At 70.9% G+C, this 22206-nt stretch carries 18 protein-coding genes; 5 read left to right on the top strand and 13 right to left on the bottom strand.

Annotation, left to right across the window (positions count from 1 at the left end; all coding sequences use genetic code 11):
* Window positions 1-36: 36 nt before the first annotated feature.
* The 5 genes from AB0N59_RS08450 to AB0N59_RS08430 all read right to left on the bottom strand — a co-directional run bounded on the left by AB0N59_RS08450 (window position 37) and on the right by AB0N59_RS08430 (window position 4192).
* Window positions 37-567 carry a septum formation initiator family protein gene (locus AB0N59_RS08450; protein WP_363481515.1) on the bottom strand — a complete coding sequence of 177 codons (531 nt, stop codon included), beginning with the start codon at window positions 565-567 and terminating at the stop codon, window positions 37-39.
* A gap of 44 nt (window positions 568-611) precedes the next feature.
* Window positions 612-1892, bottom strand: a complete 1281-nt coding sequence (eno, locus tag AB0N59_RS08445; RefSeq protein WP_363481512.1) for a phosphopyruvate hydratase — start codon at window positions 1890-1892, stop codon at window positions 612-614.
* A 97-nt stretch (window positions 1893-1989) separates the two neighbouring features.
* Window positions 1990-2652, bottom strand: coding sequence for an O-methyltransferase (locus AB0N59_RS08440; RefSeq protein ID WP_363481509.1), 663 nt, complete (start codon window positions 2650-2652; stop codon window positions 1990-1992).
* A gap of 155 nt (window positions 2653-2807) precedes the next feature.
* Entirely contained in the window at window positions 2808-3845 is a 1038-nt protein-coding gene (locus tag AB0N59_RS08435; RefSeq protein WP_363481506.1) for a DUF1648 domain-containing protein, read from the bottom strand.
* The gene (locus AB0N59_RS08430) at window positions 3842-4192 is read right to left on the bottom strand and encodes a GntR family transcriptional regulator (protein WP_182252582.1); all 351 of its coding nucleotides are present in this window, start codon (window positions 4190-4192) and stop codon (window positions 3842-3844) included. The genes AB0N59_RS08435 and AB0N59_RS08430 overlap by 4 nt, the downstream gene beginning before the upstream one ends.
* Window positions 4193-4349: 157 nt before the next feature.
* On the opposite strand from AB0N59_RS08430, the gene AB0N59_RS08425 reads away from it, so the two are divergent.
* Entirely contained in the window at window positions 4350-5579 is a 1230-nt protein-coding gene (locus AB0N59_RS08425) for an APC family permease (protein ID WP_363481503.1), read from the top strand.
* Here AB0N59_RS08425 and AB0N59_RS08420 read toward each other — a convergent pair.
* The 4 genes from AB0N59_RS08420 to AB0N59_RS08405 form a co-directional block, all read right to left on the bottom strand.
* Entirely contained in the window at window positions 5566-6360 is a 795-nt protein-coding gene (locus AB0N59_RS08420) for an SGNH/GDSL hydrolase family protein (protein WP_363481500.1), read from the bottom strand. The two genes, AB0N59_RS08425 and AB0N59_RS08420, sit on opposite strands and share 14 nt — an antisense overlap.
* 71 nt (window positions 6361-6431) lie before the next feature.
* On the bottom strand, window positions 6432-7688 hold the full coding sequence (hisS, locus tag AB0N59_RS08415) for a histidine--tRNA ligase (protein WP_363484140.1): 1257 nt from the start codon (window positions 7686-7688) through the stop codon (window positions 6432-6434).
* Window positions 7689-7841: 153 nt separating this feature from the next.
* A complete protein-coding gene (locus tag AB0N59_RS08410) occupies window positions 7842-8486 on the bottom strand; it encodes a MazG family protein (RefSeq protein ID WP_363481497.1) in 645 nt (214 codons plus the stop codon).
* Between the two features lie 4 nt (window positions 8487-8490).
* Window positions 8491-9666: a Na+/H+ antiporter NhaA gene (locus tag AB0N59_RS08405; RefSeq protein ID WP_363481494.1), complete on the bottom strand. Its 1176-nt coding sequence runs from the start codon at window positions 9664-9666 to the stop codon at window positions 8491-8493.
* A 57-nt stretch (window positions 9667-9723) separates the two neighbouring features.
* Here AB0N59_RS08405 and AB0N59_RS08400 point away from each other — a divergent pair, with 57 nt between their 5' ends.
* Window positions 9724-12381, top strand: a complete 2658-nt coding sequence (locus AB0N59_RS08400) for a phosphoenolpyruvate carboxylase (protein ID WP_363481491.1) — start codon at window positions 9724-9726, stop codon at window positions 12379-12381.
* Between the two features lie 130 nt (window positions 12382-12511).
* Complete coding sequence (gdhA, locus tag AB0N59_RS08395) at window positions 12512-13879, top strand: NADP-specific glutamate dehydrogenase (RefSeq protein ID WP_363481488.1); 1368 nt, start codon at window positions 12512-12514, stop codon at window positions 13877-13879.
* A gap of 31 nt (window positions 13880-13910) precedes the next feature.
* Here the strand turns inward: gdhA and AB0N59_RS08390 are convergent, their stop codons facing one another.
* The 3 genes from AB0N59_RS08390 to AB0N59_RS08380 form a co-directional block, all read right to left on the bottom strand.
* Complete coding sequence (locus AB0N59_RS08390) at window positions 13911-14507, bottom strand: gamma carbonic anhydrase family protein (RefSeq protein WP_363481486.1); 597 nt, start codon at window positions 14505-14507, stop codon at window positions 13911-13913.
* Window positions 14508-14694: 187 nt separating this feature from the next.
* Complete coding sequence (gene cydB / locus AB0N59_RS08385) at window positions 14695-15732, bottom strand: cytochrome d ubiquinol oxidase subunit II (RefSeq protein ID WP_363481483.1); 1038 nt, start codon at window positions 15730-15732, stop codon at window positions 14695-14697.
* Window positions 15733-15766: 34 nt separating this feature from the next.
* A complete protein-coding gene (locus tag AB0N59_RS08380; protein ID WP_363481480.1) occupies window positions 15767-17371 on the bottom strand; it encodes a cytochrome ubiquinol oxidase subunit I in 1605 nt (534 codons plus the stop codon).
* Window positions 17372-17519: 148 nt separating this feature from the next.
* Here AB0N59_RS08380 and AB0N59_RS08375 point away from each other — a divergent pair, with 148 nt between their 5' ends.
* Both AB0N59_RS08375 and AB0N59_RS08370 read left to right on the top strand, forming a co-directional pair.
* The gene (locus tag AB0N59_RS08375) at window positions 17520-17876 is read left to right on the top strand and encodes a BlaI/MecI/CopY family transcriptional regulator (RefSeq protein WP_363481477.1); all 357 of its coding nucleotides are present in this window, start codon (window positions 17520-17522) and stop codon (window positions 17874-17876) included.
* A gap of 5 nt (window positions 17877-17881) precedes the next feature.
* The gene (locus AB0N59_RS08370; protein ID WP_363481474.1) at window positions 17882-18691 is read left to right on the top strand and encodes a M56 family metallopeptidase; all 810 of its coding nucleotides are present in this window, start codon (window positions 17882-17884) and stop codon (window positions 18689-18691) included.
* 148 nt (window positions 18692-18839) lie between these two features.
* On the opposite strand, the gene cydC is transcribed toward AB0N59_RS08370, so the two are convergent.
* The gene (gene cydC / locus AB0N59_RS08365) at window positions 18840-22190 is read right to left on the bottom strand and encodes a thiol reductant ABC exporter subunit CydC (RefSeq protein ID WP_363481471.1); all 3351 of its coding nucleotides are present in this window, start codon (window positions 22188-22190) and stop codon (window positions 18840-18842) included.
* Window positions 22191-22206 lie beyond the last annotated feature (16 nt).

The following is a 22206-nucleotide window of genomic DNA, read 5'->3' as shown; positions in this document are numbered from 1 at the left end:
CCAGGGTACGGGAGCGTCGCTGTGTGCGACCCATCCCTAGCGGTTCGGCGCCTCGACAGCCGTCTTCGAGAGCCCCGCCGAGGTGAGACCGCGCAGCAGCTGCGGCATCCAGTCGGCCGGGCGCTCCTCGAGCTCGTCGCTGACCTGCTGCTGCTCGGGCGGAAGGTCGGCGGGGTCGAGGTCGTCGTCGACGAGATAGACGACCTCGCCGGGCTTGATGTAGTAGAGACGCTCGCGCGCCTGGGTGGTGATGTACGCCGGGTCGTCCCATCGCTCGCGTTCGCGCTCGAGCTCGGCGATCTGGCTCTGGGTCACCTGCACCGAGTGCTCGAGGGCTGCGATCTTCTGCTTCTGCCCGAGGTAGGTGCCGATCGTCGGGACGAGCACCCAGGTGCCGAGCACGACGAGCGAGAGCATGATGACGGCGAAACCCGACAGCCGGATGCCGCTCGCCCACTCCCGCACGTCGACCGAGCGACCCGACGCAGTGCGGCGGGCGGTGCTTCGGCTGCGTTCCGGCGCCGTGGCCCGGGACGACGAAGGAGGGGGAACCGGTCGTCTGGCCATGCTCCCCCTCCTTCGTTCGTTCAGATCAGCGCGTGCGCTCCGGCTCAGGCCGTGAAGCGCGGGAAGGCGGATGCGCCCGCGAACACGGCGGCGTCACCCAGCTCCTCTTCGATGCGCAGAAGCTGATTGTACTTCGCGACGCGCTCGCTGCGAGCGGGCGCACCGGTCTTGATCTGACCCGCGTTGGTCGCGACGGCGAGGTCGGCGATCGTCGTGTCCTCGGTCTCGCCGGAACGGTGCGAGAGCATGGCGGTGTAGCCCGAGCGCTGCGCGAGGCTGACCGCGTCGAAGGTCTCGGTCAGCGTGCCGATCTGGTTGACCTTGACCAGCAGCGAGTTGGCGACACCGCGGGCGATGCCGTCGCCGAGACGCTCGGGGTTGGTGACGAACAGGTCGTCGCCGACGAGCTGCACCTTGCTGCCGAGGGCGTCGGTGAGCTGCTTCCAGTTGTCCCAGTCGTCTTCTGCGAGGGCATCCTCGATCGTGACGATCGGGAAGTCCGACACGAGGCCCTGGTAGTACTCGATCAGCTCGGGGCCGGTCCAGTCCTTGTTGTCGAGGCGGTAGACGCCGTCGCGGAAGAACTCGGTCGCTGCGACATCGAGGCCGAGCGCGATGTCCTTGCCGGGGGTGAACCCGGCCTTCTCGATCGCCTTGATGAGGAACTCGAGACCCTCGCGGTTGCTGGGCAGGTCGGGGGCGAAGCCGCCCTCGTCGCCGAGGCCGGTCGCGTAACCCGCCGCCTTCAGCTCGCTGCGCAGCACGTGGTAGGTCTCGACGCCCCAGCGCAGCGACTCCGAGTAGGTGTCGGCGCCGATGGGGGCGAGGAAGAACTCCTGCATGTCGATGCCGTTGTCGGCGTGCTCGCCGCCGTTGATGACGTTGAACAGCGGCACGGGAAGCAGGTGCGCGTTCGGGCCGCCGAGGTAGCGGAACAGGGGCAGGTCTGCCGAGTCGGCCGCAGCCTTGGCGACCGCGAGGCTGACGCCGAGGATCGCGTTGGCGCCCACGCGCTTCTTGTTGTCGGTGCCGTCGACCTCGTTGAGGATCTCGTCGACGATGCGCTGCTCGCTCGCCTCGACGCCCTCGATGGCGGGGCCGAGCTCGTCGATGACGGCCTCGACGGCCTTCAGGACGCCCTTTCCGCCGTAACGGCCCTTGTCGCCGTCACGCAGCTCGTACGCCTCGAAGGCACCGGTGGATGCACCGGAAGGAACGGCGGCGCGCTGCACGACGCCGTCATCGAGGAGCACCTCCACCTCGACGGTCGGGTTTCCGCGCGAGTCGAGAATCTCGCGTGCGCCTACAGCCTCGATCAGTGCCACAGAAGTGCTCCTTCGAAAGGGAGGAAAGGGTGGTGGTGGAGCGACGTCGATCCGCGGTTCAGTCTAGCCGTGACCGTCGTGACGGCTCAGGCGCGTGTCAGACGACGAGCGCGAGGGCCACGCCGTCCCAGCCCTTGACGCCGACCGTCTGCAGGGCCGTCGCGTCGAACCGGGGGTCCTCCGCCAGCATCCGCAGTCCGTCTCGCGTGCCGATGACCTTCGTGTCCTCCGTCGCATCGTTCACGATCTCCCCGTCGCGTCCCACGTTGTCGAGCACGACCACGGTGCCGGGATGCCCGAGCCTGGCGGCCCAGTCGAGGTAGAGGGTGTTGGATTCCTTGTCGGCGTCGATGAACACGAGGTCGAATCCGCCCACGAGCGTCGGCAGCACGTCTTCGCCGCGTCCGACGCGGATCTCGACCCGGTCCCCCACGCCGGCCGCGTCGATGCTGTCGCGTGCGATGTCGGCGTTGTCCTGCTCCGCCTCGATCGTGACCACCCGCCCGCCCTCGCCGACCGCGCGCGCCATCCAGATCGTCGAATAGCCGCCGAGCGTGCCGATCTCGAGCACACGCCGCGCGCCGCTCATCCGCACCAGCAGGTTGAGGAGCTTTCCTGCGACCGGGGCGACCTCGATGTCGGGCATCCCCGCCCCCCGCTGCGCGGCGAGCGCGGCCTCCAGCGCGGGGTCGTGACCGACCAGCAGGTCGGACAGGTACTCGTCGGCGGCGCGCCAGTTCTGCGGGGTGGATTCGACCATGAACCCAGCCAACCGGGGCTGCGGGCTGCGGTCAAGGCACGTGCCTGTCGGACATCTCGGGTCGTCCGGCTGCGCGGCGGCGTGTCGAGCGACTCAGTCGCACGACACGCCGGCCGGATGCCGATCGGTCCGAGATGTCCGACGGCGGTGCGGCGTCAGCGCGCCGCGCCCCTGTGCTCGAGGTGCGCCTGCAGGGTCGCGGCGGCGGTCTCGGCGCCGTCGACGGTCACGACCACCGCGCCCTTGCCCCGGCGGCCCACCTCGATCGCCGGTCCGCTGCGCAGCACGACGCCCGTGCGGCCGTCGAGCGCGACCCGCCAGCCCACGCCGCCGAACTCCGCGAACGGGTGGCATTCGATCGCGCGCACCGAGGTGATCTCATCGAGCGGCACATGCAGCCGCGGCGCGCCGAGCTGCGAGCGCACGGTCAGTCCGTCTGCGCCGGCGCGCACCCGGAACGATGCCGTCGCCGCGAGGGCGATCCCCACCACGACCAGCACGAGCAGCGGGATCCAGACCTTGTCGGGCGCCTGCAGCAGCATCACCCCGGTCACCCCGACCAGCATCACGCCGGCCAGTCCGATCACGAGCACACCGGGGCGCGCCATGGTGGCCGTGCCCATCCAGACCACCCGCTCCCCCGCTGCGATCGACCTCACGTGAGCGGTCTTCAGCGTCAGCGCCGACGTCGCCGCGACATCGGGCTGCAGCACCCAGCCCACGGCGGACAGCACGAGCAGCGCACAGAAGGCGCCGATCATGACGGGCAGCACGTCCGTCGCCGCCGCGGCGTCTTCGAGCCCGCGCTGCATCCACACGGAGCCGGCGGCGATCACCGCGCTGAACGCGGAGAGACCGAGCGCGAGAGCGCCGAGGAAGCGCGCCGTCACACCCCACTGCGTGCGCGCCATCGACAGCGTCGCCGTCACGAGAAGCAGCGGCAGGCCGAGGCCCAGAACGGCGGCGAGCCACAGGTAGGCGGCCGGCGGGGCGAAGCCGTCGACGCCGTCGGCACCCCAGTGCATGGCGGCCGGGTCGGGGAGCTCGGGGATCCAGAGGGCGACGAGCGCGACGGTCACCGCGGTGAGAACGGCGGGGACGATCAGTCCGACGACGATCAGTGCGCGCCGGGCCCGGCGCACCTCGGCGACGGTATCGGGCTGCGTGGCGGGGTCGAGGGCGGGCGAGGTCATGAGCTCATCTCCTTGATCAAAGCGGCGAGGGTGGTGGGGGTGACGCCGAGCTCGGCGCCGCGGCGCACGAGCGCGGCGATCTCTTCGGCGAGGTCGGCAAGGGGCGCAGCCGAGGCCGAGATCACGGCTCCACGACCGCGTCTCAGCTCGACGAGCCCCTCGTCTCGCAGTTCCTGATAGGCGCGGAGCGCCGTGTGCACGTTGACCTCGACGGCCTCCGCGAGATCGCGCGCGGCCGGCAGCCGGTCGCCCGGCCCGATCCGTCCCGCTAGCACCTCACCGCGGACCGACGCCGCGATCTGTTCGAACAGCGGGCGAGGGCTGTCCGGGTCGACTCTGATGAGCATCTCTACCTCCAATGCCACTTATTATACTCAAACTAGATCAACTATGGCAACTAGATCAGTCGCGCGGTCACGATCGGATGATCCGACCGGCGGCCCCCGCGGCCCGACCGGCGCGCCGCGTCACCCGCCGTTCACCGTCGGATGTCAGCATGGACGGATGCCGCTCGCCCGCCGCCTGAGCCTCACCGACGCCGTCGCGATCGGACTCGGATCGATGATCGGAGCCGGCGTGTTCGCCGTGTGGTCCCCGGCACTCGGCGTCGCCGGATCGGGCATCCTCATCGCGCTGGGCATCGCGGCGCTGGTCGCGTTCTGCAACGCCACCTCCTCCGCGCAGCTGGCGGCCGTGCATCCGGTCGCCGGCGGCACCTACGCCTACGCGCGAGCCGAGATCGGGCCGTGGTCGGGCTTCATCGCCGGGTGGTGCTTCGTGATCGGCAAGATCGCGAGCTGCGCCGCCATGGCCATGACGTTCGCGGCGTATGCGGCTCCCGAGGGCTGGCGCACGACCGTCGCCGTGCTCGCCGTCGCCGCCCTCGCCACCGTCAACTGCTTCGGGGTCACGCGCACCGCGCTTCTCACGCGCATCCTCGTGGTGGTCTCGCTGCTCGGGCTCGCTGCTGTCATGGCATCCGCAGTCGCCGCCGCGCCCGCTGCCGCACCTGCTCCCCTGCCCAGCGCGACCGCATACGGAGTGCTGCAGGGGGCGGGGCTGCTGTTCTTCGCCTTCGCCGGCTATGCGCGCATCGCGACCATGGGCGAGGAGGTCATCGACCCCTCGCGCACCATCCCCCGCGCGATCGTGCTCGCCCTCGGCGGCGCCGTCGTCGTCTACGTGCTCGTCGCCCTGGCCGTCGTGCTGACTCTGGGGGCGGATGCCGTCGGCAGCGCCCACCCGCTCGCCGACGTCGCCGCGGTCGCAGGCTGGGGCTGGACAGAGCCCGTCGTGCGCGTCGCGGGTGCGACGGCATCACTGGGCGCCCTGCTCGCGCTGATCACCGGCATCGGCCGCACGACGCTGGCGATGGCACGCGAGTCGGATCTGCCCCGGTTCCTCGCCGTGATCGACCCGCGCTGGCAGGTGCCGCAGCGGGCGGAGATCGTCGTCGCGATGGTCGTGATCGGCATCGTGCTGGTCGCCGATCTGCGCGACGCGATCGGCTTCTCGTCGTTCGGCGTGCTGCTGTACTACCTGATCGCGAATGCCGCGGCCTTCCGCCAGCGAGCCGACGTGCGCCGCTACCCTCGCGCGCTGCAGGTGATCGGCGCGATCGGATGCCTCGTGCTGGTCTCGACGCTGCCGGTCGTCGCCTCGCTGATCGGCACGGGCGTGGTGCTGGCGGGCGTCGGCTACCGGATGCTGCGGCTGCGCCTCACGGCGCGCTGACGCTCCTGCCTGCGGCGAGCGCGGCGACGACCGCCGGCAGCAGAGCGTCTGCCGTGCGCCGATATCCCAGCGCGCTCGGATGGAACCTGTCGAGGCTGAACATCTGCTCGGGCTCGTCGAAGAACAGCGGGCCCACCGTGCGCCGGAGTGAGACGTGCGCCGCACCCGCACGCTCGGCGGATTCGGCCTGCACATCGGCGAGCCGGCGTGAGAGGCGCGAGGCCAATCCGCGCAGCGGCTGCGGCACGGGGCGCAGCGCTCCGAGGTCGGGGCAGGTGCCCACCACGACGCGCGCGCCGCGCTCGTGCAGCCGAGTGATGGCGTCGGTCAGGTGCCGGGCGGACTCGACCACCGGGATGCGGTGGGTGACGTCGTTTCCGCCGACCACGATCACCGCGACATCGATCTCGTCTTCGGGTGTGAGGGTGTCGAGCTGAGCGGCGAGGTCAGACGACTCCGAGCCCACGACCGCCACGGAGCGCAGCACCACCGGCGCACCGATCTGCTTCGCCAGTGCTCGAGCCAGGCGTCCGCCCAGCGTCTCCTTGGGCTTGGCGGCACCGAGACCGGCGGCCAGCGAATCGCCCACCATCAGAAGCCGCACGGGCTCGCCGGGCAGTGCGCGCCGCCAGACGCGCTCGGCGTCCACGGCATCCTCCCCCAGCGGCTTGCCGATGCGACGGCGGGCGATGGCCGCCTGACGGGCGAGACCGAAGCGGATGCCGAACGCCGCCGCCACGAGGACGGCGGCGGGCACGACCACGGAGCGGAGGGCGTTCATGTGCCGATCCCAGCCTGTCGGCGTGAACGCCGCGTGAACACCCCCTGGCCCGACCGGGGGCCCGGCGGCGGTCAGGCGAGGGGCTTGACCTCGCCGAGCGCCTCGCCGGCGCGAACCGCGGCGAAGCCCGTGTATCCGTCTGCGGCCGAGCGCTCGAGAAGCGCCTTCATGTTCTTCGCACGACGCTCGAGACGCACGCGCGCGACACCGGCACCGAGCAGCGCCGTCTTGTGCGCGAGCAGCTCGGCGACCGGCACGTCGGCATCGTGCACGAGCACGACCGCCTGCGCCTGCTCGGCCTCGTGCTCGGCGACCAGGTCGACGATGCGCTCGAAGCCGATCGAGAACCCGACGGCAGGCACCTGCTGACCGAGGAAGCGGCCGATCATCCCGTCGTAGCGACCGCCGCCGCCGAGCGAGTAGCCGACAGAGGGGTGCGCGAGTTCGAAGATCGTGCCCGTGTAGTAGCCCATGCCGCGTACGAGGAACGGGTCGTAGACGAGGGGCGGCTCACCGGCATCCGGACGCGCTGCGCTCACCGCGTCACCGAGCGAGACGAGGTGGGCGACGATCTCGTCGGGCGCCCCGTCCGGCAGCGCCTTGCGGATCTGCCGCTCACCGTACGCGTCGTGCTCCATGGTCTGCGGACGAGTGAGGAAAGCCTCGAACGCGTCGACGGCGGAGGCCGTGACGCCGCGCTCGCGCAGCTCGGCAGCGACGCCGGACGGCCCGACCTTGTCGAGCTTGTCGATCGTGATCAGCACGCCGGGGCGCTCGTCTTCGGTGAAGCCGAAGCTGTCGAGCATCCAGTCCAGCGCCCGCCGGTCGTTGACCCGCACCGTGCCGCCCTCGAGGCCCAGCGCGTCGATCGTGTCGAGAGAGGCCACGATGAGCTCGGCCTCTGCGCGGGCGCTCTCGTCGCCCATGATGTCGATGTCGCACTGCACGAACTGGCGGTAGCGCCCCTTCTGCGGGCGCTCGGCGCGCCAGACCGGACCGATCTGGATCGAGCGGAAGACCGTCGGCAGCTGCCCGCGATTGGTCGCGTAGAAGCGCGCGAGCGGGACGGTCAGGTCGTAGCGAAGGCCGAGGTCGCTCAGCGCAGCCGGATCGTCCGCCGCTGCACGGATGCCGTCGGCGTCGAGCCCGCGGCGGAGGATGCTGTACGAGAGCTTCTCGTTGTCGCCGCCGATGCCCGCGTGCAGGCGCCCGTGCTCCTCGACCACCGGCGTCTCGATCTCATCGAAGCCGTGCGCGCGATAGCGCTCGCGGATGACGGCGAGCACGCGCTCGCGACGGGCCTTGTCAGCGGGGAGGAAGTCGCGCATGCCGCGCGGCGGGTTCACGTTTGCCACCCGTCCATCTTTCCAGGTCGCGCGCGTGCGTTTCCGCGCCCGAAGCGGCAGGGGCGCGCTCGAGAGGTCGGAAAAGCACCGCTGCGCGCGTTCTCCGGTGCCTTTTCGACCTCTCGACCAGGCCTGTCAGGCGGACTCGGCGGCCCGGACCTCGTCTTCCAGCACGCGAAGCCTCTCTCGCAGCGCGCCCTCGGCATCCCACCCGTTCGCCCGCGCCTGCGCGACCAGCGCGAGCAGGGCGTCGCCGAGCTCCGCCTCAGAAGAAGGACCGGATGCCGCCGGCGGCACCTCGACGACCGCCGACGCGCGACCGAGCAGCTTCTGCGCTCGGGCCAGAGCCGGCATGCCGGCGGGCACGCCGTCGAGCACGCTGCGTCGCTCGCGCTTCTCCGCAGCCTTGGCCGCGTTCCAGTGCACGAGCACCTCTTCGGGTGTCGTCGCGACGGCATCCGCGAAGACGTGCGGATGCCTGCGGACCATCTTCTCTGTCAGACCGCGCGCCACGTCGTCGATGTCGAACGGCGCGGAGGGATGCTGTGCCGCGACTGCCGAGTGGAACAGCACCTGCCACAGCAGGTCGCCGAGCTCTTCGCGCAGCTCTGCCCGGTCGTCGCGTTCGACGGCGTCGATGACCTCGTGCGCCTCCTCGATCAGATAGGGCACGAGGTCGCGGTGCGTGATCCGCTGCGACCAGACGCACCGCTCGCGCACCTGCCGCATCGTCTCGGCGGCGGCGCGCAGCGCGTCGGGTTCGGTCAGCGGATCGGTCATCGCGTCACTCCGTCGCCGCCGCCAGGGTGCGGTAGGCCCTGGCGCGCGCCGAGACGATGACCGCCGACAGCAGCAGTGCGATCAGCGAGCCCCCGAGCACGCCGAGGATGGCCTGGTCGCGGATCTCGTCGGCTCCGGCGAAGGCCAGGTTCGCCAGCAGCAGCGAGACCGTGAAGCCGATGCCTCCGAGCGTTCCCGCTGCCAGGATGTCGGGCAGGCGCAGAGCGGGCTCGGCGCCCTTGGGACGCAGCTGCATGCTGAGCCATCCGAAGAGGCCGATGCCGATGATCTTGCCGACCGGCAGGGCGATGAGGATGCCCCAGAAGGCCGGCGAGAGCTCGCTCGGCGACACCTGCGGGATGACCACGAACGCCGCGACGAACGCGAAGATCGGCAGGATGACGCCGTTGACGGTGGGCTCGAGCGCGTGTCGCGTCTTCTCGGCCGGCGCGGGCGACATCGCGAGCCCCAGCATGACTCCCGCGATCGTGGCATGGATGCCCGAGAGAGCCATGAAGCCCCAGGCGAACACGCCGATGACGCCCATCAGCACGGCGATCCCCGAGGACCCGTTCTTCGCGACGACCCGGCTGAGCACGGCGAACACCGCGACGCATGCGACCGCGAGCGCGAACATCAGCCAGTTCACGTCGTGGGCGAAGAGCACGGCGATGAAGATGATCCCGATGATGTCGTCGAGGATCGCGAGCGCCAGCAGGAACACGCGCACCGCCGACGGCAGTCCCTTGCCGAACATGGCGAGCACGCCGAGCGCGAAGGCGATGTCGGTGGCGGTGGGGATCGGCCACCCGACCGCCGTGCCCTCACCGGACGCGGGACCGGCGATGAGCAGGTAGACGGCGATCGGCACGACCACGCCGCCGGTCGCGGCGATCGCCGGCTGCACCGCTTTGCGCGGCGAGTCGAGCTCGCCGTGGGTGAGCTCGTGACGCAGCTCGATGGCGACGACGAGGAAGAAGATGGCCAGCAGGCCGTCTGCCACCCACTCGTGCACGGACAGATCCAGCCCGGTGCCGGGGATCGCGATGTGCGCGTGCAGGATGTCTGCGATCGCGTCGTGCGTGGCCAGATTCGCCAGCAGCAGGCCGAGCGCTGCGGCGGCGAGAAGGAGCGCCGCAGGGAACTGCTGACCGCGAAGAGGATTGTCCGAGATACGCATCCCCTCCACTCTGTCACAGGGGACGGAGCACGTGATCGGGCGGTCTACCCTCGAAGCATGTCGCAAGAGCCCACGAACACCGAAGCCATCCGCGTCATCACCCGATTCGAAGCCTCGCATGGCATTCCCGACGCCATGCGCGCGGACGTGCGGATGCTCGGCGGCCTGCTGGGCCAGGTTCTGCGCGAATCCGGAACCCCGGGCCTCTTCGAAGACGTCGAGAGGCTGCGCCTGGCCACGATCCAGGCATCCGACGCCGACGACGACGCCTTCGCCCGCGCGGCGGAGATCGCCGACTCCTTCAGCATCGAGCGCGCCGACGAGGTCGCCCGCGCCTTCACCTGCTACTTCCACCTCGTCAATCTCGCCGAGGAGCACCAGCGCGTGCGCATCCTGCGCGAGCGCTCGGGCAAGCCGCGCGAAGGCTCGACCGACACGGTCGCGACCGCGTTCGCGCAGCTGACGGAGGAGATCGGCGAGGCTGCTGCTCGGGAGCGCCTCGCCGAGCTGCGATTCCACCCCGTGTTCACGGCGCACCCCACAGAGGCCCGCCGTCGTGCCGTGTCGGGCAGCATCCGCCGGCTCTCCGATCTTCTCAGCGAGCACGATGCGGCCAGCGAGGGCGGGGCCGACCAGCGGCGCGCACATCGCCGGATGCTGGAGGAGATCGACACGCTCTGGCGCACGGCTCCCCTGCGCGCCCAGAAGCCCACCCCGACCGACGAGGTGCGCACGGTGATGGGCGTGTTCGACGAGACGCTCTTCAGCACCGTCCCGCACGTCTATCGCCGCATCGACGACGCGCTGCGCGGCGACGCGTCAGGCGCGAGCGCCCCGGTCGTCCCGGCGTTCGTCCGCGTCGGATCATGGGTCGGCGGCGACCGCGACGGAAACCCCTTCGTCACCGCCGCGGTGACCCGCGAGGCGGCCTCGATCGCCTCCGAGCACGTGCTGCGCGGCCTCGAGCGCGCCCTCGATCGCATCGGGCGGACGCTGACCCTCGACGCCGAGGACACCCCTCCGAGCGCCGAGGTCGGCGCGATCTGGCAGCGCTTCGCCGACGAGCATCCCGAGCTGGCAGACGACATCGCCACCCGCTCGCCGTCCGAGCCGCACCGTCGCGTGATGCTCGCCCTCGTGCACCGTGTGCACGCGACCCGCACCGAGCGGCCCGGCGCTTTCGACGCGCCCGAGCAGCTGCTCGCCGATCTGCGCGCCGTGCAGTCGTCGCTGGCGGATGCCGGCGCACGCCGTCACGCGTTCGGCGGTCTGCAGCACCTGATCTGGCAGGTCGAGACCTACGGCTTCCACCTCACCGAGCTCGAGGTGCGACAGCACTCCAAGGTGCACCGTCAGGCTCTCGAAGAGCTGGACGCCGGCGCAGAGCTCAGCGCGCAGACGGAGGAGGTGCTCGACGTCTTCCGCGCCGTGGCCGACATCCAGCGGCGCTACGGTCTGCGCGCCGCGGGCCGCTATGTCGTCTCGTTCACCCAGTCGGCGCAGGACCTCGCGAACGTGCACCGGCTCGCCGAGTACGCGCTCGGCGACCAGGCACCCGTGCTCGACGTCGTGCCGCTGTTCGAGACCTTCGCCGATCTGCAGGCGGCTCCCTCGATCCTCGCCGAGGTCGTGCAGTTCCCCGAGTTCCGCGCCCGCCTCGACGCCACCGGCGACCGCCTCGAGGTCATGCTCGGCTACTCCGACTCGTCGAAGGACGTCGGGCCTGTCGCCGCGAACCTCGCCCTGTATGAGGCGCAGCGCCAGATCGCCTCGTGGGCGCAGCAATCGGGCATCCGGCTCACCCTCTTCCACGGCCGCGGCGGTGCCCTCGGCCGTGGCGGCGGACCCGCCAACTCCGCGATCCTCGCGCAGCCACCGCACTCGGTCGACGGACGCTTCAAGCTCACCGAGCAGGGCGAGGTGATCTTCGCGCGGTACGGCGAGCCGGCGATCGCGATGCGGCACATCGACCAGGTCGCCGCCGCGACGCTGCTCGCCTCGGCACCCAGCAACGAGCAGCGCACCAGCGGGGCGGCCGACCGCTTCGCCGACGTCGCCGCGATCATGGACGCCGCCTCTCGCGAGCGGTTCTTCTCGCTCGTCGCCGCCGACGGCTTCGCGCCGTGGTTCGCGACCGTCACCCCGATGGAGGAGATCGGCCTGCTCGCGCTCGGCTCGCGACCCGCACGCCGTGGGCTCTCCGTCGAGTCGCTCGAGGATCTGCGCGCCATCCCGTGGGTGTTCGCCTGGACCCAGGCGCGCATCAACCTCGCCGGGTGGTTCGGTCTGGGCACCGCCCTGGCGGCTGTCGGCGACGAGGCCAGGCTGATCGAGGCCTACCGCGACTGGCCGCTGCTGCGCACCATGGTCGACAACGTCGCGATGAGCCTTGCGAAGACCGACGAGCGCATCGCCCGCGAGTACCTCTCGCTCGGCGACAGGGACGATCTGGCGAAGATCGTGCTCGACGAGCTGGCGCTCACGCGCGACTGGGTGATCCGCCTCACGGGCGGTGACCAGCTGCTCGGCAACAAGCCCGTGCTGCAGCGTGCGGTGCAGCTGCGCACCCCCTACGTCGACGCCCTCTCGCTGCTGCAGCTGCGCGCACTGCGCTCGCTGCGCTCCGACAACCAGGGCGAGACCGACCCCGATCTGCAGCGGCTGCTGCTGCTTTCGGTCAGTGGAGTCGCCGCCGGCCTGCAGAACACCGGGTGATAGCATCCCCCGGCGACTTCTCGTCGAAGACGGCACGGGTCGCCAGCTAAGGTGAAGGCTCGCGCCTGATCCGGCGAAGCATCACGCGACACGATCGCACTCCTCTATCCCTCATCAGAAAGCCTCCCGCGTGACCGAGAACACTGCCGACTTCCATCCGCTCAGCGATGCCGCCCAGCCCGTCTTCGACGCCGTGCGCGACCTCAACCCGAATGAGCCGGAGTTCCACCAGGCGGTGCACGAGGTGCTGCACTCGATCGGCCCCGTTCTCGACCGGCACCCGAAGTACCTCGACAACGGCGTGCTCGAGCGCCTGGTCGAACCGGAGCGCCAGGTCATCTTCCGTGTGCCGTGGATCGACGACGCAGGCAGACTCCAGGTCAACCGCGGCTACCGCGTGCAGTACAACTCGGCCCTCGGCCCGTACAAGGGCGGACTCCGCTTCCACCCCTCGGTGAACATCTCGATCATCAAGTTCCTCGGCTTCGAGCAGATCTTCAAGAACGCGCTCACCGGGCAGGGCATCGGCGGAGGCAAGGGCGGCTCGAACTTCGACCCGCACGGCAAGAGCGAGGCCGAGGTCATGCGCTTCTGCCAGTCGTTCATGAGCGAGCTGTTCCGCCACATCGGCGAGCACACCGACGTCCCCGCCGGTGACATCGGTGTCGGCGGCCGCGAGATCGGGTACCTGTTCGGCATGTACCGCAAGATGACGAACCGTCACGAGTCGGGCATCCTCACCGGCAAGGGGATCGGCTGGGGCGGCGCGCAGGTGCGCACCGAGGCGACCGGCTACGGCGCCGTGTTCTTCGTGCAGGAGATGCTCGCGGTGCACGGCGAGAGCCTCGAGGGCAAGCGCGTCGCCGTGTCGGGTTCGGGCAACGTCGCGATCTACGCGATCGAGAAGGCCACGCAGCTCGGCGCGCGTGCCGTCACGGCATCCGACTCCTCCGGCTACATCGTCGACGACGCCGGCATCGACCTCGCCCTGCTGCGCCAGATCAAGGAGGTCGAGCGCGGCCGCATCGTCGAGTACGCGAACCGTCGCCCCGGAGCCCGCTTCGTCGAGGGCGGCAACGTCTGGGAGACCCCGGTCGACATCGCCGTCCCCTCGGCCACCCAGAACGAGCTCAGCGAGGATTCGGCCCGCATGCTGATCGCCAACGGCGTTCGTGCGGTCGCCGAGGGCGCCAACATGCCCTCCACTCCTGAGGCCGTGGGCGCGTTCCAGGACTCCGAGGTGCTGTTCGCCCCCGGCAAGGCCGCGAACGCCGGCGGCGTCGCGACATCTGCGCTCGAGATGAGCCAGAACGCCTCCCGTCAGCGCTGGAACTTCGCGAACAGCGAGCAGAAGCTGCGCGACATCATGGCCGACATCCACGACGCGTCGTTCCGCGCCGCAGAGCGCTACGGCACCCCCGGCGACTACGTCGCGGGCGCCAACATCGCGGGCTTCGAGCGGGTGGCCGACGCGATGCTGGCCCAGGGCGTCATCTGACCCCGATCGCTCAGGCCCGGGCCACCCCGGGTCAGAGCCGGTGATCGCCGGCGTGACGAGCCAGCGAGCTCGCGTAGCGCTCGGTCAGCTGCACCATGAGGTCGGGGGTGTCGCGATCGACGCCGAACACGTGCCCGGGGAAGTCGAGGTCGGGCATCGCGGCGGCGATCTCGTCGGCCTGGTCGGGTGAGAGCAGCCGCACCGGATCTCCGACCGCGACCCAGCCGATCGGCACGACGCTGCCCTCGGGCAGCACTGCGCGGCGCTGCACGATCGCGTTGACGCGCACCTCGCAGCGCGGCCCGATCAGCGCGCCGTTGAAGACGCGGGCGCCGGATGCCAGGAACACCTCCTCGCCGACGATCGCCCCGGCGATGCTGGCGAGCGTTCCCACCAGTGTGTGATCGCCGATGTGCACGGCATTGGCCGCGGTGGCCCGGATGAGCGCGTTCTCCATCACGATCACATGCTCGCCGAGCGTGATGGGGCCGCCCTCGGCGGTGATCACGGCGCCGTGCAGCACCTGGCAGCTGGGGCCGATCTCGACATCGCCGGAGATCACAGCTGTCGGCGCCACGACGGCGGTGTCGTGGATGCGGGGCCGATCCCCGAGGTGCTCGTACATCATGCGGCCAGACTAGCCCCGAGCGGGCTCGCGGCGTCGGGGACTGTCGGGAATCTCAGACCATCCGGTCGTGGCGCGGCGCGTCGGCCGGGGACGCGCCGGTCGCCGAGCATCCGGTCCGGTGACTCCGGCGCCGTGCGTCGCCGGGTTGCCAGCCGGCATCCGGGAAGGATGCCGGCTGCGCACGGGGTCAGCGGGCGCGCAGCACCGCAGGCAGCACGATGTGCACCTCGGGGATCATGCCGGGGGTGACCCTCTTGCGGAAGATCCAGTAGCTCCACGCCTGGTAGAGCACGATGACGGGCAGCGACACGGCGGCGACCACGGTCATGACGCCCAGCGTGTACGGGCCGTTGGCTGCGTTCCACACCGTGAGATCGAAGGCGGCGTCGACCGTCGAGGGCAGCAGCCGCGGGAACATGCCCGCGAAGATCGCCGCGGCGCCGAACAGCCCGAATCCGGCGAAGCCGATGAAGGCGCGCCCTTCGTGACGCCGCTGCGCGGCGAGCCAGCCGAGCACCGCCGCGAGGACCGCCAGCACGATGAACGTCCAGGCGAGCACGCTGCCGCCGTGCGCCAGCTGCACCCAGATCGCCCAGACCGCCGCGGGCGCGATGCACACCGGCGCCCAGTGCGCGGCGAAGGCGCCGGCACGTTCGCGCACCGGACCGTCGGCCTTGAGCCCGAGGAAGGTCGCCGAGTGCAGCAGTGCGAAGCCGACCACCGCGAGACCGCCGAGCACCGCGGGCAGCGTGAGCCACACGAACGGTCCGCCGACCCGGTCGCCGTTCGCATCGATCGGCAGGCCCGTCGAGGTGAGTGCGAGCGCCGCGCCGATGCAGAAGGCGACGATGAGCGAGCCGAGGCCGATCATCCACGTCCAGAAGGTGCGCCAGCGCTCGGTGTGGATCTTGCCGCGGTACTCGATGCCCACCGCGCGCACGATGAGACCGACGAGAGCGATCGTGAGCGGCACGTACAGCGTCGAGAACAGCGAGGCGTACCACGCGGGGAACGCGGCGAACATCGCGGCCCCCGCGGTGATCAGCCAGACCTCGTTGCCGTCCCACACCGGGCCGATCGTGTTGAGCATCACGCGGCGATCGCGCTCGGATCGGGTGGAGAACACCATGTGCATGCCGACGCCGAGGTCGAAGCCCTCGAGCAGAAGGTAGCCGGTCCAGAGCACGGCGATCGCGATGAACCAGACGACGGGAAGGGGTTCCATCAGTTCGTTCCTCTCAGGTCTTCAGCACGCACGCTCAGTAGGCGAACGCGAGCACGTCGTCGCGCCTGTCGGGGTGGGTGTCGTTCTCTTCGTCATCGTCATGGCCGACGCCGGGATGCCCGGAGGCCGCGAGCTCGGGCATGGATGCCGCGACGCCGCCGCGCACGTACTTCACGATCAGGTAGAGCTCGATCACGAGCATCACGCCGTACACGGCGCTGAGGGTGATGACCGAGAACAGCAGCTCGCCGGCGGTCACTCCGGGCGACACGGCGGCCGCGGTGTACATGAACACCCCGTCGACGCCGGTGGTGTCCGGGTTGGGCGCGACCACGAAGGGCTGGCGTCCGAGCTCGGTGAAGATCCAGCCTGCGATGTTCGCGGCGAAGGGCGCGATGATCCCCAGCAGAGCGAGCCGCATGATCCACGGCGAGCGCGGCACGGTGCCCTTGCGCGTCAGCCACAGCGCGACCACTCCGCCGAGCGCGACGACACCGCCGAGGCCGATCATCAGCCGGAAGCCCCAGTAGGTGACCCACATGACCGGCACGTACTGCACGTCGGTTCCCGCCATGTCGCCGTAGAGCGCGTCGTCGGGGATGGTCTTGCCGTACTGGTCGATGTACTGCGGCTCGAGGTCGCTGATCCCCGGCATCGCGGCACCCCACTCCCCCGTGCCGAGGAAGCCCAGCACGCCGGGGATCTCGATCAGCGTGACGACATCGGCGCAGTCGGTGGAGCCGGGGTCGCCGAGCGAGAGCACGGAGAAGGCCGAGCCGGTGTGGCAGGCCGCTTCCGCCGCCGCCATCTTCATGGGCTGCTGCTCGTACATGAGCTTGCCCTGGATGTCTCCGGATGCCACGGTGCCGACGAAGCCGAGGATCGCGACGACCGCACCGAAGCGCAGCGACCAGAGCCAGACGCCGTGGTCCTTCCGGTCGCGGCCCGGCGCAGCATCCGCCTCTCCGACGATCACGCGGCCGCTCGCGTCGACCGTGTCGATGCCGTCGTGACGGCGACGCCACAGGTGGTACCACGAGATGCCGAGCAGGAACATGCCCGCGACCACGAGTGCGCCGAAGATCGTGTGCGTGTACGCGGCGATCGCGGTGTTGTTCGTGAGCACCGCCCACACGTCGGTCATGACGGGGCGGCCGTCGGCGCCGAGCTCGACGCCGACCGGGTGCTGCATCCACGAGTTCGCGACGATGATGAAGAACGCCGAGATCCACGAGCCGATCACCGCGCACCAGAGCGCTGCGAGGTGGAGCCCCTTTCGCAGGCGCCCCCAGCCGAAGATCCAGACGCCGAGGAACGTCGACTCGACGAAGAATGCGAGCAGGCCCTCCATCGCGAGGGGGGCGCCGAACACGTCGCCCACGAAGCGGGAGTACTCGCTCCACGCCATGCCGAACTGGAACTCCTGCACCAGGCCGGTGGCGACGCCGACGATGAAGTTGATCAGGTAGACCTTGCCCCAGAACTTGGTCATGCGCAGGAATCTCTCGTCGCCTGTGCGCACCCAGCGGGTCTGCATGATCGCGACCATCATGCCGAGGCCGATCGTCAGCGGCACCATCAGGAAGTGGTAGACGGTCGTGATGCCGAACTGCCAGCGGGCGATGTCGAGAACGTCCACGGGTTTCTCCGTTCGCGAAGGGGGTGGGGCGGTCGTCCGCCACAGCTATTCTACGCTTCGTAGAACTTCTTCGACACACGATAGAACAAATTCGACACAGAGTAGAATCGAAGAGCCGGACAAAATCTCGGCGAAGGAGGATGCTCGCATGGGAACGCTCGGAGAGCTCGAACGGGCCGTGATGGACGCCATCTGGGACGCCGACGACGCGCTCAGCGCATACGACGTGCAGGCGCAGCTCGAAGCCGATGGACGCGCGCTGGCCGTCACCACCCTGCTCACGGTGCTGTCGCGCCTCGAGAAGAAGGGCTTCGTCGCCTCGGACCGCTCGGCCCGGCCGCACCGCTACACCGCGGTCGCCTCGCGCGCCGATCATGTCGCCGAGCTCATGCACTCCGTGCTCGGCGATGCCGGCGACCGCACCGCGGTGCTCGAGCGCTTCGTCGGCGGCGTGTCCGCTGAGGATGCCGCCGTGCTGCGCCAGCTGCTGGGCCGCTCGGGCTGACCGCCATGCTGACGGCCGCGACCGACGCCGCGCAGAGCGGCGCGCTGGTGATCCCGCACGGGGTCGTCATCTTCGGCGCGGTCGTGTTCGGGCTCACGGCGATCGCACTCGCCTGGCCCGTACCGGTCGCACTCTCCCGCGCGTCCTGGCCCATGCGCGCGCCCGTGATGGCGCTGCTGCTGTGGCAGGCGATCGGTCTCGCGGGCGGGCTGTCGATGATCGGCGCGCTCGGCCTGGCCGGATATGCGGCCCTGCCAGGGCATCCGTGGCTCGCGCCCATCCCCGCCGTGCTGTTCACCGTCTACCTGCTCACGCATCTCGGCGTGACGATCGTGCAGGTGACCAGACAGCGGCACCGTCATCTCGCACTGCTCGAGATGCTCACCTCTCCGCACCCCACCCGGGCGCGCACGCGCGTCATCGACGACGCCGTGCCGATGGCCTACTGCCTGCCCAACGGGCCCCGATCCGTGACCGTGCTGTCGCAGGGCCTGCTCGACCGTCTCGACGCCGACGAGCTCGTCGCCGTCATCGCCCACGAACGTGCGCACGTCGAGCAGCGTCACGACCTGCTGCTGCTCGCCTTCCGCGCATGGCGCTCTGCGCTGCCGTGGTTCCCGACGGCCGCACGGGCCGAGGTCGAGGTCGCCGCCCTGGTCGAGATGCTCGCCGACGACCACGCCCGTCGCGAGGTGCGCGACGAGGTGCTGGCTCGCGCGATCCTGCAGGTCGGCGCGAGCGGGGTGCCCGGCGCGGATCAGCCCGTCTCGGGTTCGATGCGCGTGAGCGATCGGTTCCGCAGGCTCGCGGGCTGAGTCCTGAGCGTGCGGCCTGCCCTGCCACGGCAGAAGCACGCGACCGGGCGGGTTCGCGAGCACAGGACGACACCCGAGAACAGGAGGGTTCGGCCGAGATCGGCCTGCGCTCGCGTGTTCTCCTGTTCTCGATGACCGCACGCTGCGGTCAGTCCGCCACCGGCGCGACCTGACCACCCAGCCGGACGACAGCATCCCCGTCGCGTCGGTCGGCGGAACGGTGCGAGACGAGCACCACGATCCGGTCGGCCATCGCCGCCCGCACGTCAGTCATCATCGCGGCCGCTGTCGGCCTGTCGAGGTGCGCCGTGGGCTCATCGAGCAGGATCAGCTCGGCACGCGTCAGCAGCGCTCGCGCGACGGCGAGCCTCTGGCGCTCACCGCCCGAGAGCGCTGACCCGCCCGGCCCGACCGGCGCGTCGAGGTCGCCGTCGAGGGCTGCGAGAAGCTCGGCGAGACCGGCCTGGGCGAGCACGGCGCGCAGAGCGTCGTCATCGGGTGCGTCATCGCGCTCGCGGGCGAGCAGCAGGTTGCCGCGCAGCGTGGAGTCGAAGACGTAGGCGTCCTGAGGGCACCAGGCGACGCGGTCGCGCCACGCGCGCTCCGCGAAGCCGGTGATCGGCTGGCGGTCGGCGAGAATCGCTCCGGATGCCACAGGAAGAGCTCCCATGATCGCCGACAGCAGCGTCGACTTGCCGGAACCCGATGGCCCGTCGAGCACGAGCCACCCGCCGCGGCCGACCTCGGCTGCCACGTTCTCGACCGCCGGAGCGGTCGATCCCGGATACCGGATCGTCACGTCCTCCAGCGCGAGCCGAGTGGTGGCATCCGGGTTCGACGTACCCCACTCCGGTGCCGGAGCGGGGCGGAGCACGGCGTCGAGACGACCCAGAAGCGCGCCCAGAGCGGGCGCCCGGTGCACGGCCGCCACGAGGGCGGAGAGCGGTTCGAGCAGGGCGAGCGAGAGCAGCGCGACGACCGACGCCGACTCCGCGGGCAGGCCCGGCGACAGCACCGGCACGAGGACGGCGAGCATGGTGGCGGCGACGGTGACGACGGCGGCGCCGAGCCCGGCCGACCACGCGGCTCGTCGCTCAGCCATGGCGAGCCGACGGCCATGCGCGTCGAGCTGCTGGAGGGCGGCGGCGGTGACCCCGTTGCCGCGCAGGTCGGCGGCGGCGGATGCGAGTGACGCCGTCTGCCGCACGATCGCCGAGCGTGCGTCGACACGGGCGGCAGAGGCGTTGCGCTCGCTGAGGATCGCGAGAGCCGACGCGATGGCGACCGCAGCGACGAGCATGACCGCGACGAGGACCGTGAGCTGCGGGGTGACGAACGCGGTCGTGACGATCGTGCCGGCGACGACGAGCAGTCCCGCGCCGACCGGCGGAACCACCCGAGGCAGCTGATCGCGCAGATCGTCGACGAGGGTCACGAGGTAGTCGAGCGGGGCGCCGCCGTCGAGCAGTCGTCGGGAGCCGGCGCCGCGGGCGGCGATCGCGCGCCACAGCCTGAGCCGCAGCGCATCGGTCACGAGGAAGGTCGCGCGGTGCGTGACCAGGCGGTCTGCGTAGCGCCCGACAGCGCGGCCGATGCCGAACGCCCGCACACCGACGATCGCGACGAGCAGGTACATGATGTACTCCTCGACGCTGGCCCGCACGATCAGCCAGCCCGACACCGCGGTCAGCGCGACCGCGAGCCCGGCAGCGAGCGCAGACAGCACCATCGACCCGGCCCAGAGCCAGCCGTGCGGGCGGAGCAGCGAGGCGAGGGTGAGCGTGCGGGCGGCCGGGGCCCGCTCGCTTCCGAACGAGGATGGCGGTTCTGAAGGATGCCCGAGCTCAGAGGGTCCCTCAGACGTGGGATCGTCCTGAATCCTTGACGGCTTCTCGTCGACGCGGATGACATCATCCACCGAGCCGACGGGGATGGCACGGTCGGCGAGAGCGAGCGTCTCGGGCTCGTGGCTGGCGAGCACGACGACGCACCTGTCCGCGCGACGCAGCACCGCATCGCGGACCAGTGCGGCGGCCGCAGGATCGAGGTGCGCGGTCGGCTCGTCGAGCACGAGAAGGCGGGCGCCCGCATCGACCCGTGCGAGGGCACGCGCGACGGCGAGCCGTCGCAGCTCCCCTGGGCTCAGCTCGGCGACTGCCGCGTCCGCGAGGCGGCCCAGGCCGAGCTCGTCGAGCGCGTCGAGACCGGCGCCGTACAGCCCGAGCTCGTCCCGCGGGGTCGCGGCGAACGCCTGCGGAGCCTGAGGGGCCCAGGCAACGGCATCCGCGTCCACGCCGCGAACCGCCCCGGCGATCTCGGCGTCTGCGGGCAGCGCTCCGGCGAGGGCGCCGAGCAGCGTCGATTTGCCCGCGCCGCTGGGGCCGGTGACGGCGGTGATCCCGGACAGGTCGGCTGTCACCGCGTGCAGGGCGGGCGCACGTCGGCCCGGGTAGGTGACAGTCAGTCCTTCGAGTCGAACCTGATCGGGCGGCGGGGTCCGCACGTCGCGACGCGGCGTTCTCGCCAGCAGAGCCTTGGCGCGCTCGAGCGCCGACAGGCCGTCTTGCGAGGCGTGGAAGGCGGTGCCGACGTCGCGCAGCGCGGTGAAGCATTCGGGGGCGAGGATGAGCGCGATGAGGGCGGGCTCCAGCGCCATCGTGCCGTTGAGCAGGCGCAGCCCGAGGAAGACCGCGACCACCGCGACCGAGATCGTGGCGATCAGCTCGAGGGCGAGGGCCGAGAGGAATGCCCAGCGCAGCGTCTCTTCCGTGCGCTCTCGGTACCGTCGCTGGATGCCGTCGAGCGCGCGGGTCTGCTCGTCTACCCTGCCCAGGCCGACCAGCACGGGCAGGCCGCGCGCCAGTTCGGTGAGGTGGTCGGCGAGACGGGTGAGCGCGGTGAGCGCCGCGTCGGTGCGCTGCTGTGTGTGCCTGCCGATGAGGATCATGAACAGCGGCACCAGCGGCACCGTGACCACGATGACCAGGGCACTGAGCCAGTCGGCGCCGAGGATCCTCATGCCGACCAGGAGCGGTACGACCGCCGCCGCGATCAGAGCGGGCAGGGACTGGATGAAGTAGTCGTCGAGATCGTCGAGGCCGTCGGCCGCGAGCACGGCGGTCCCGCCACCCTGGCGGTCGCCTTCGGCGATGCGCTGCCACAGCCGGCGCCGCAGGCTGTGCTTGACCCCGGTCGCGATGCGGCGGGAGGCGACAGAGGTCGCCCATTCCGACCCGGCGCGCAGAAGCGCGCCCGCCACCCCGAGCAAGAGGATCGCTCGGGTGGCGTCGGGCGTGAGACCGGCGCCGGATGCAGCGAGGCCGGCGATGCCCCTGGCGACGGCCTCGGCGATGAGCACGAGCCCGAGGGCCCGCGCGGCAGCGAGGATACCGAGGCCGTAGAGGGCGGATCTGGGGATCTGGGAGAGGTCGGGGCGACGCGCCGGCGCCTGCGGGCGCAATGCCTCGAGCACCCACGGGTCGTTCTGGTCAGCGCTCACATCCTGAATTCTACCG

Origin of the sequence: Microbacterium sp. NPDC089321 (assembly GCF_040684935.1) — a bacterium.
GTDB lineage: Bacteria > Actinomycetota > Actinomycetes > Actinomycetales > Microbacteriaceae > Microbacterium.
This window is presented reverse-complemented; position numbering and strand designations above follow the sequence as displayed.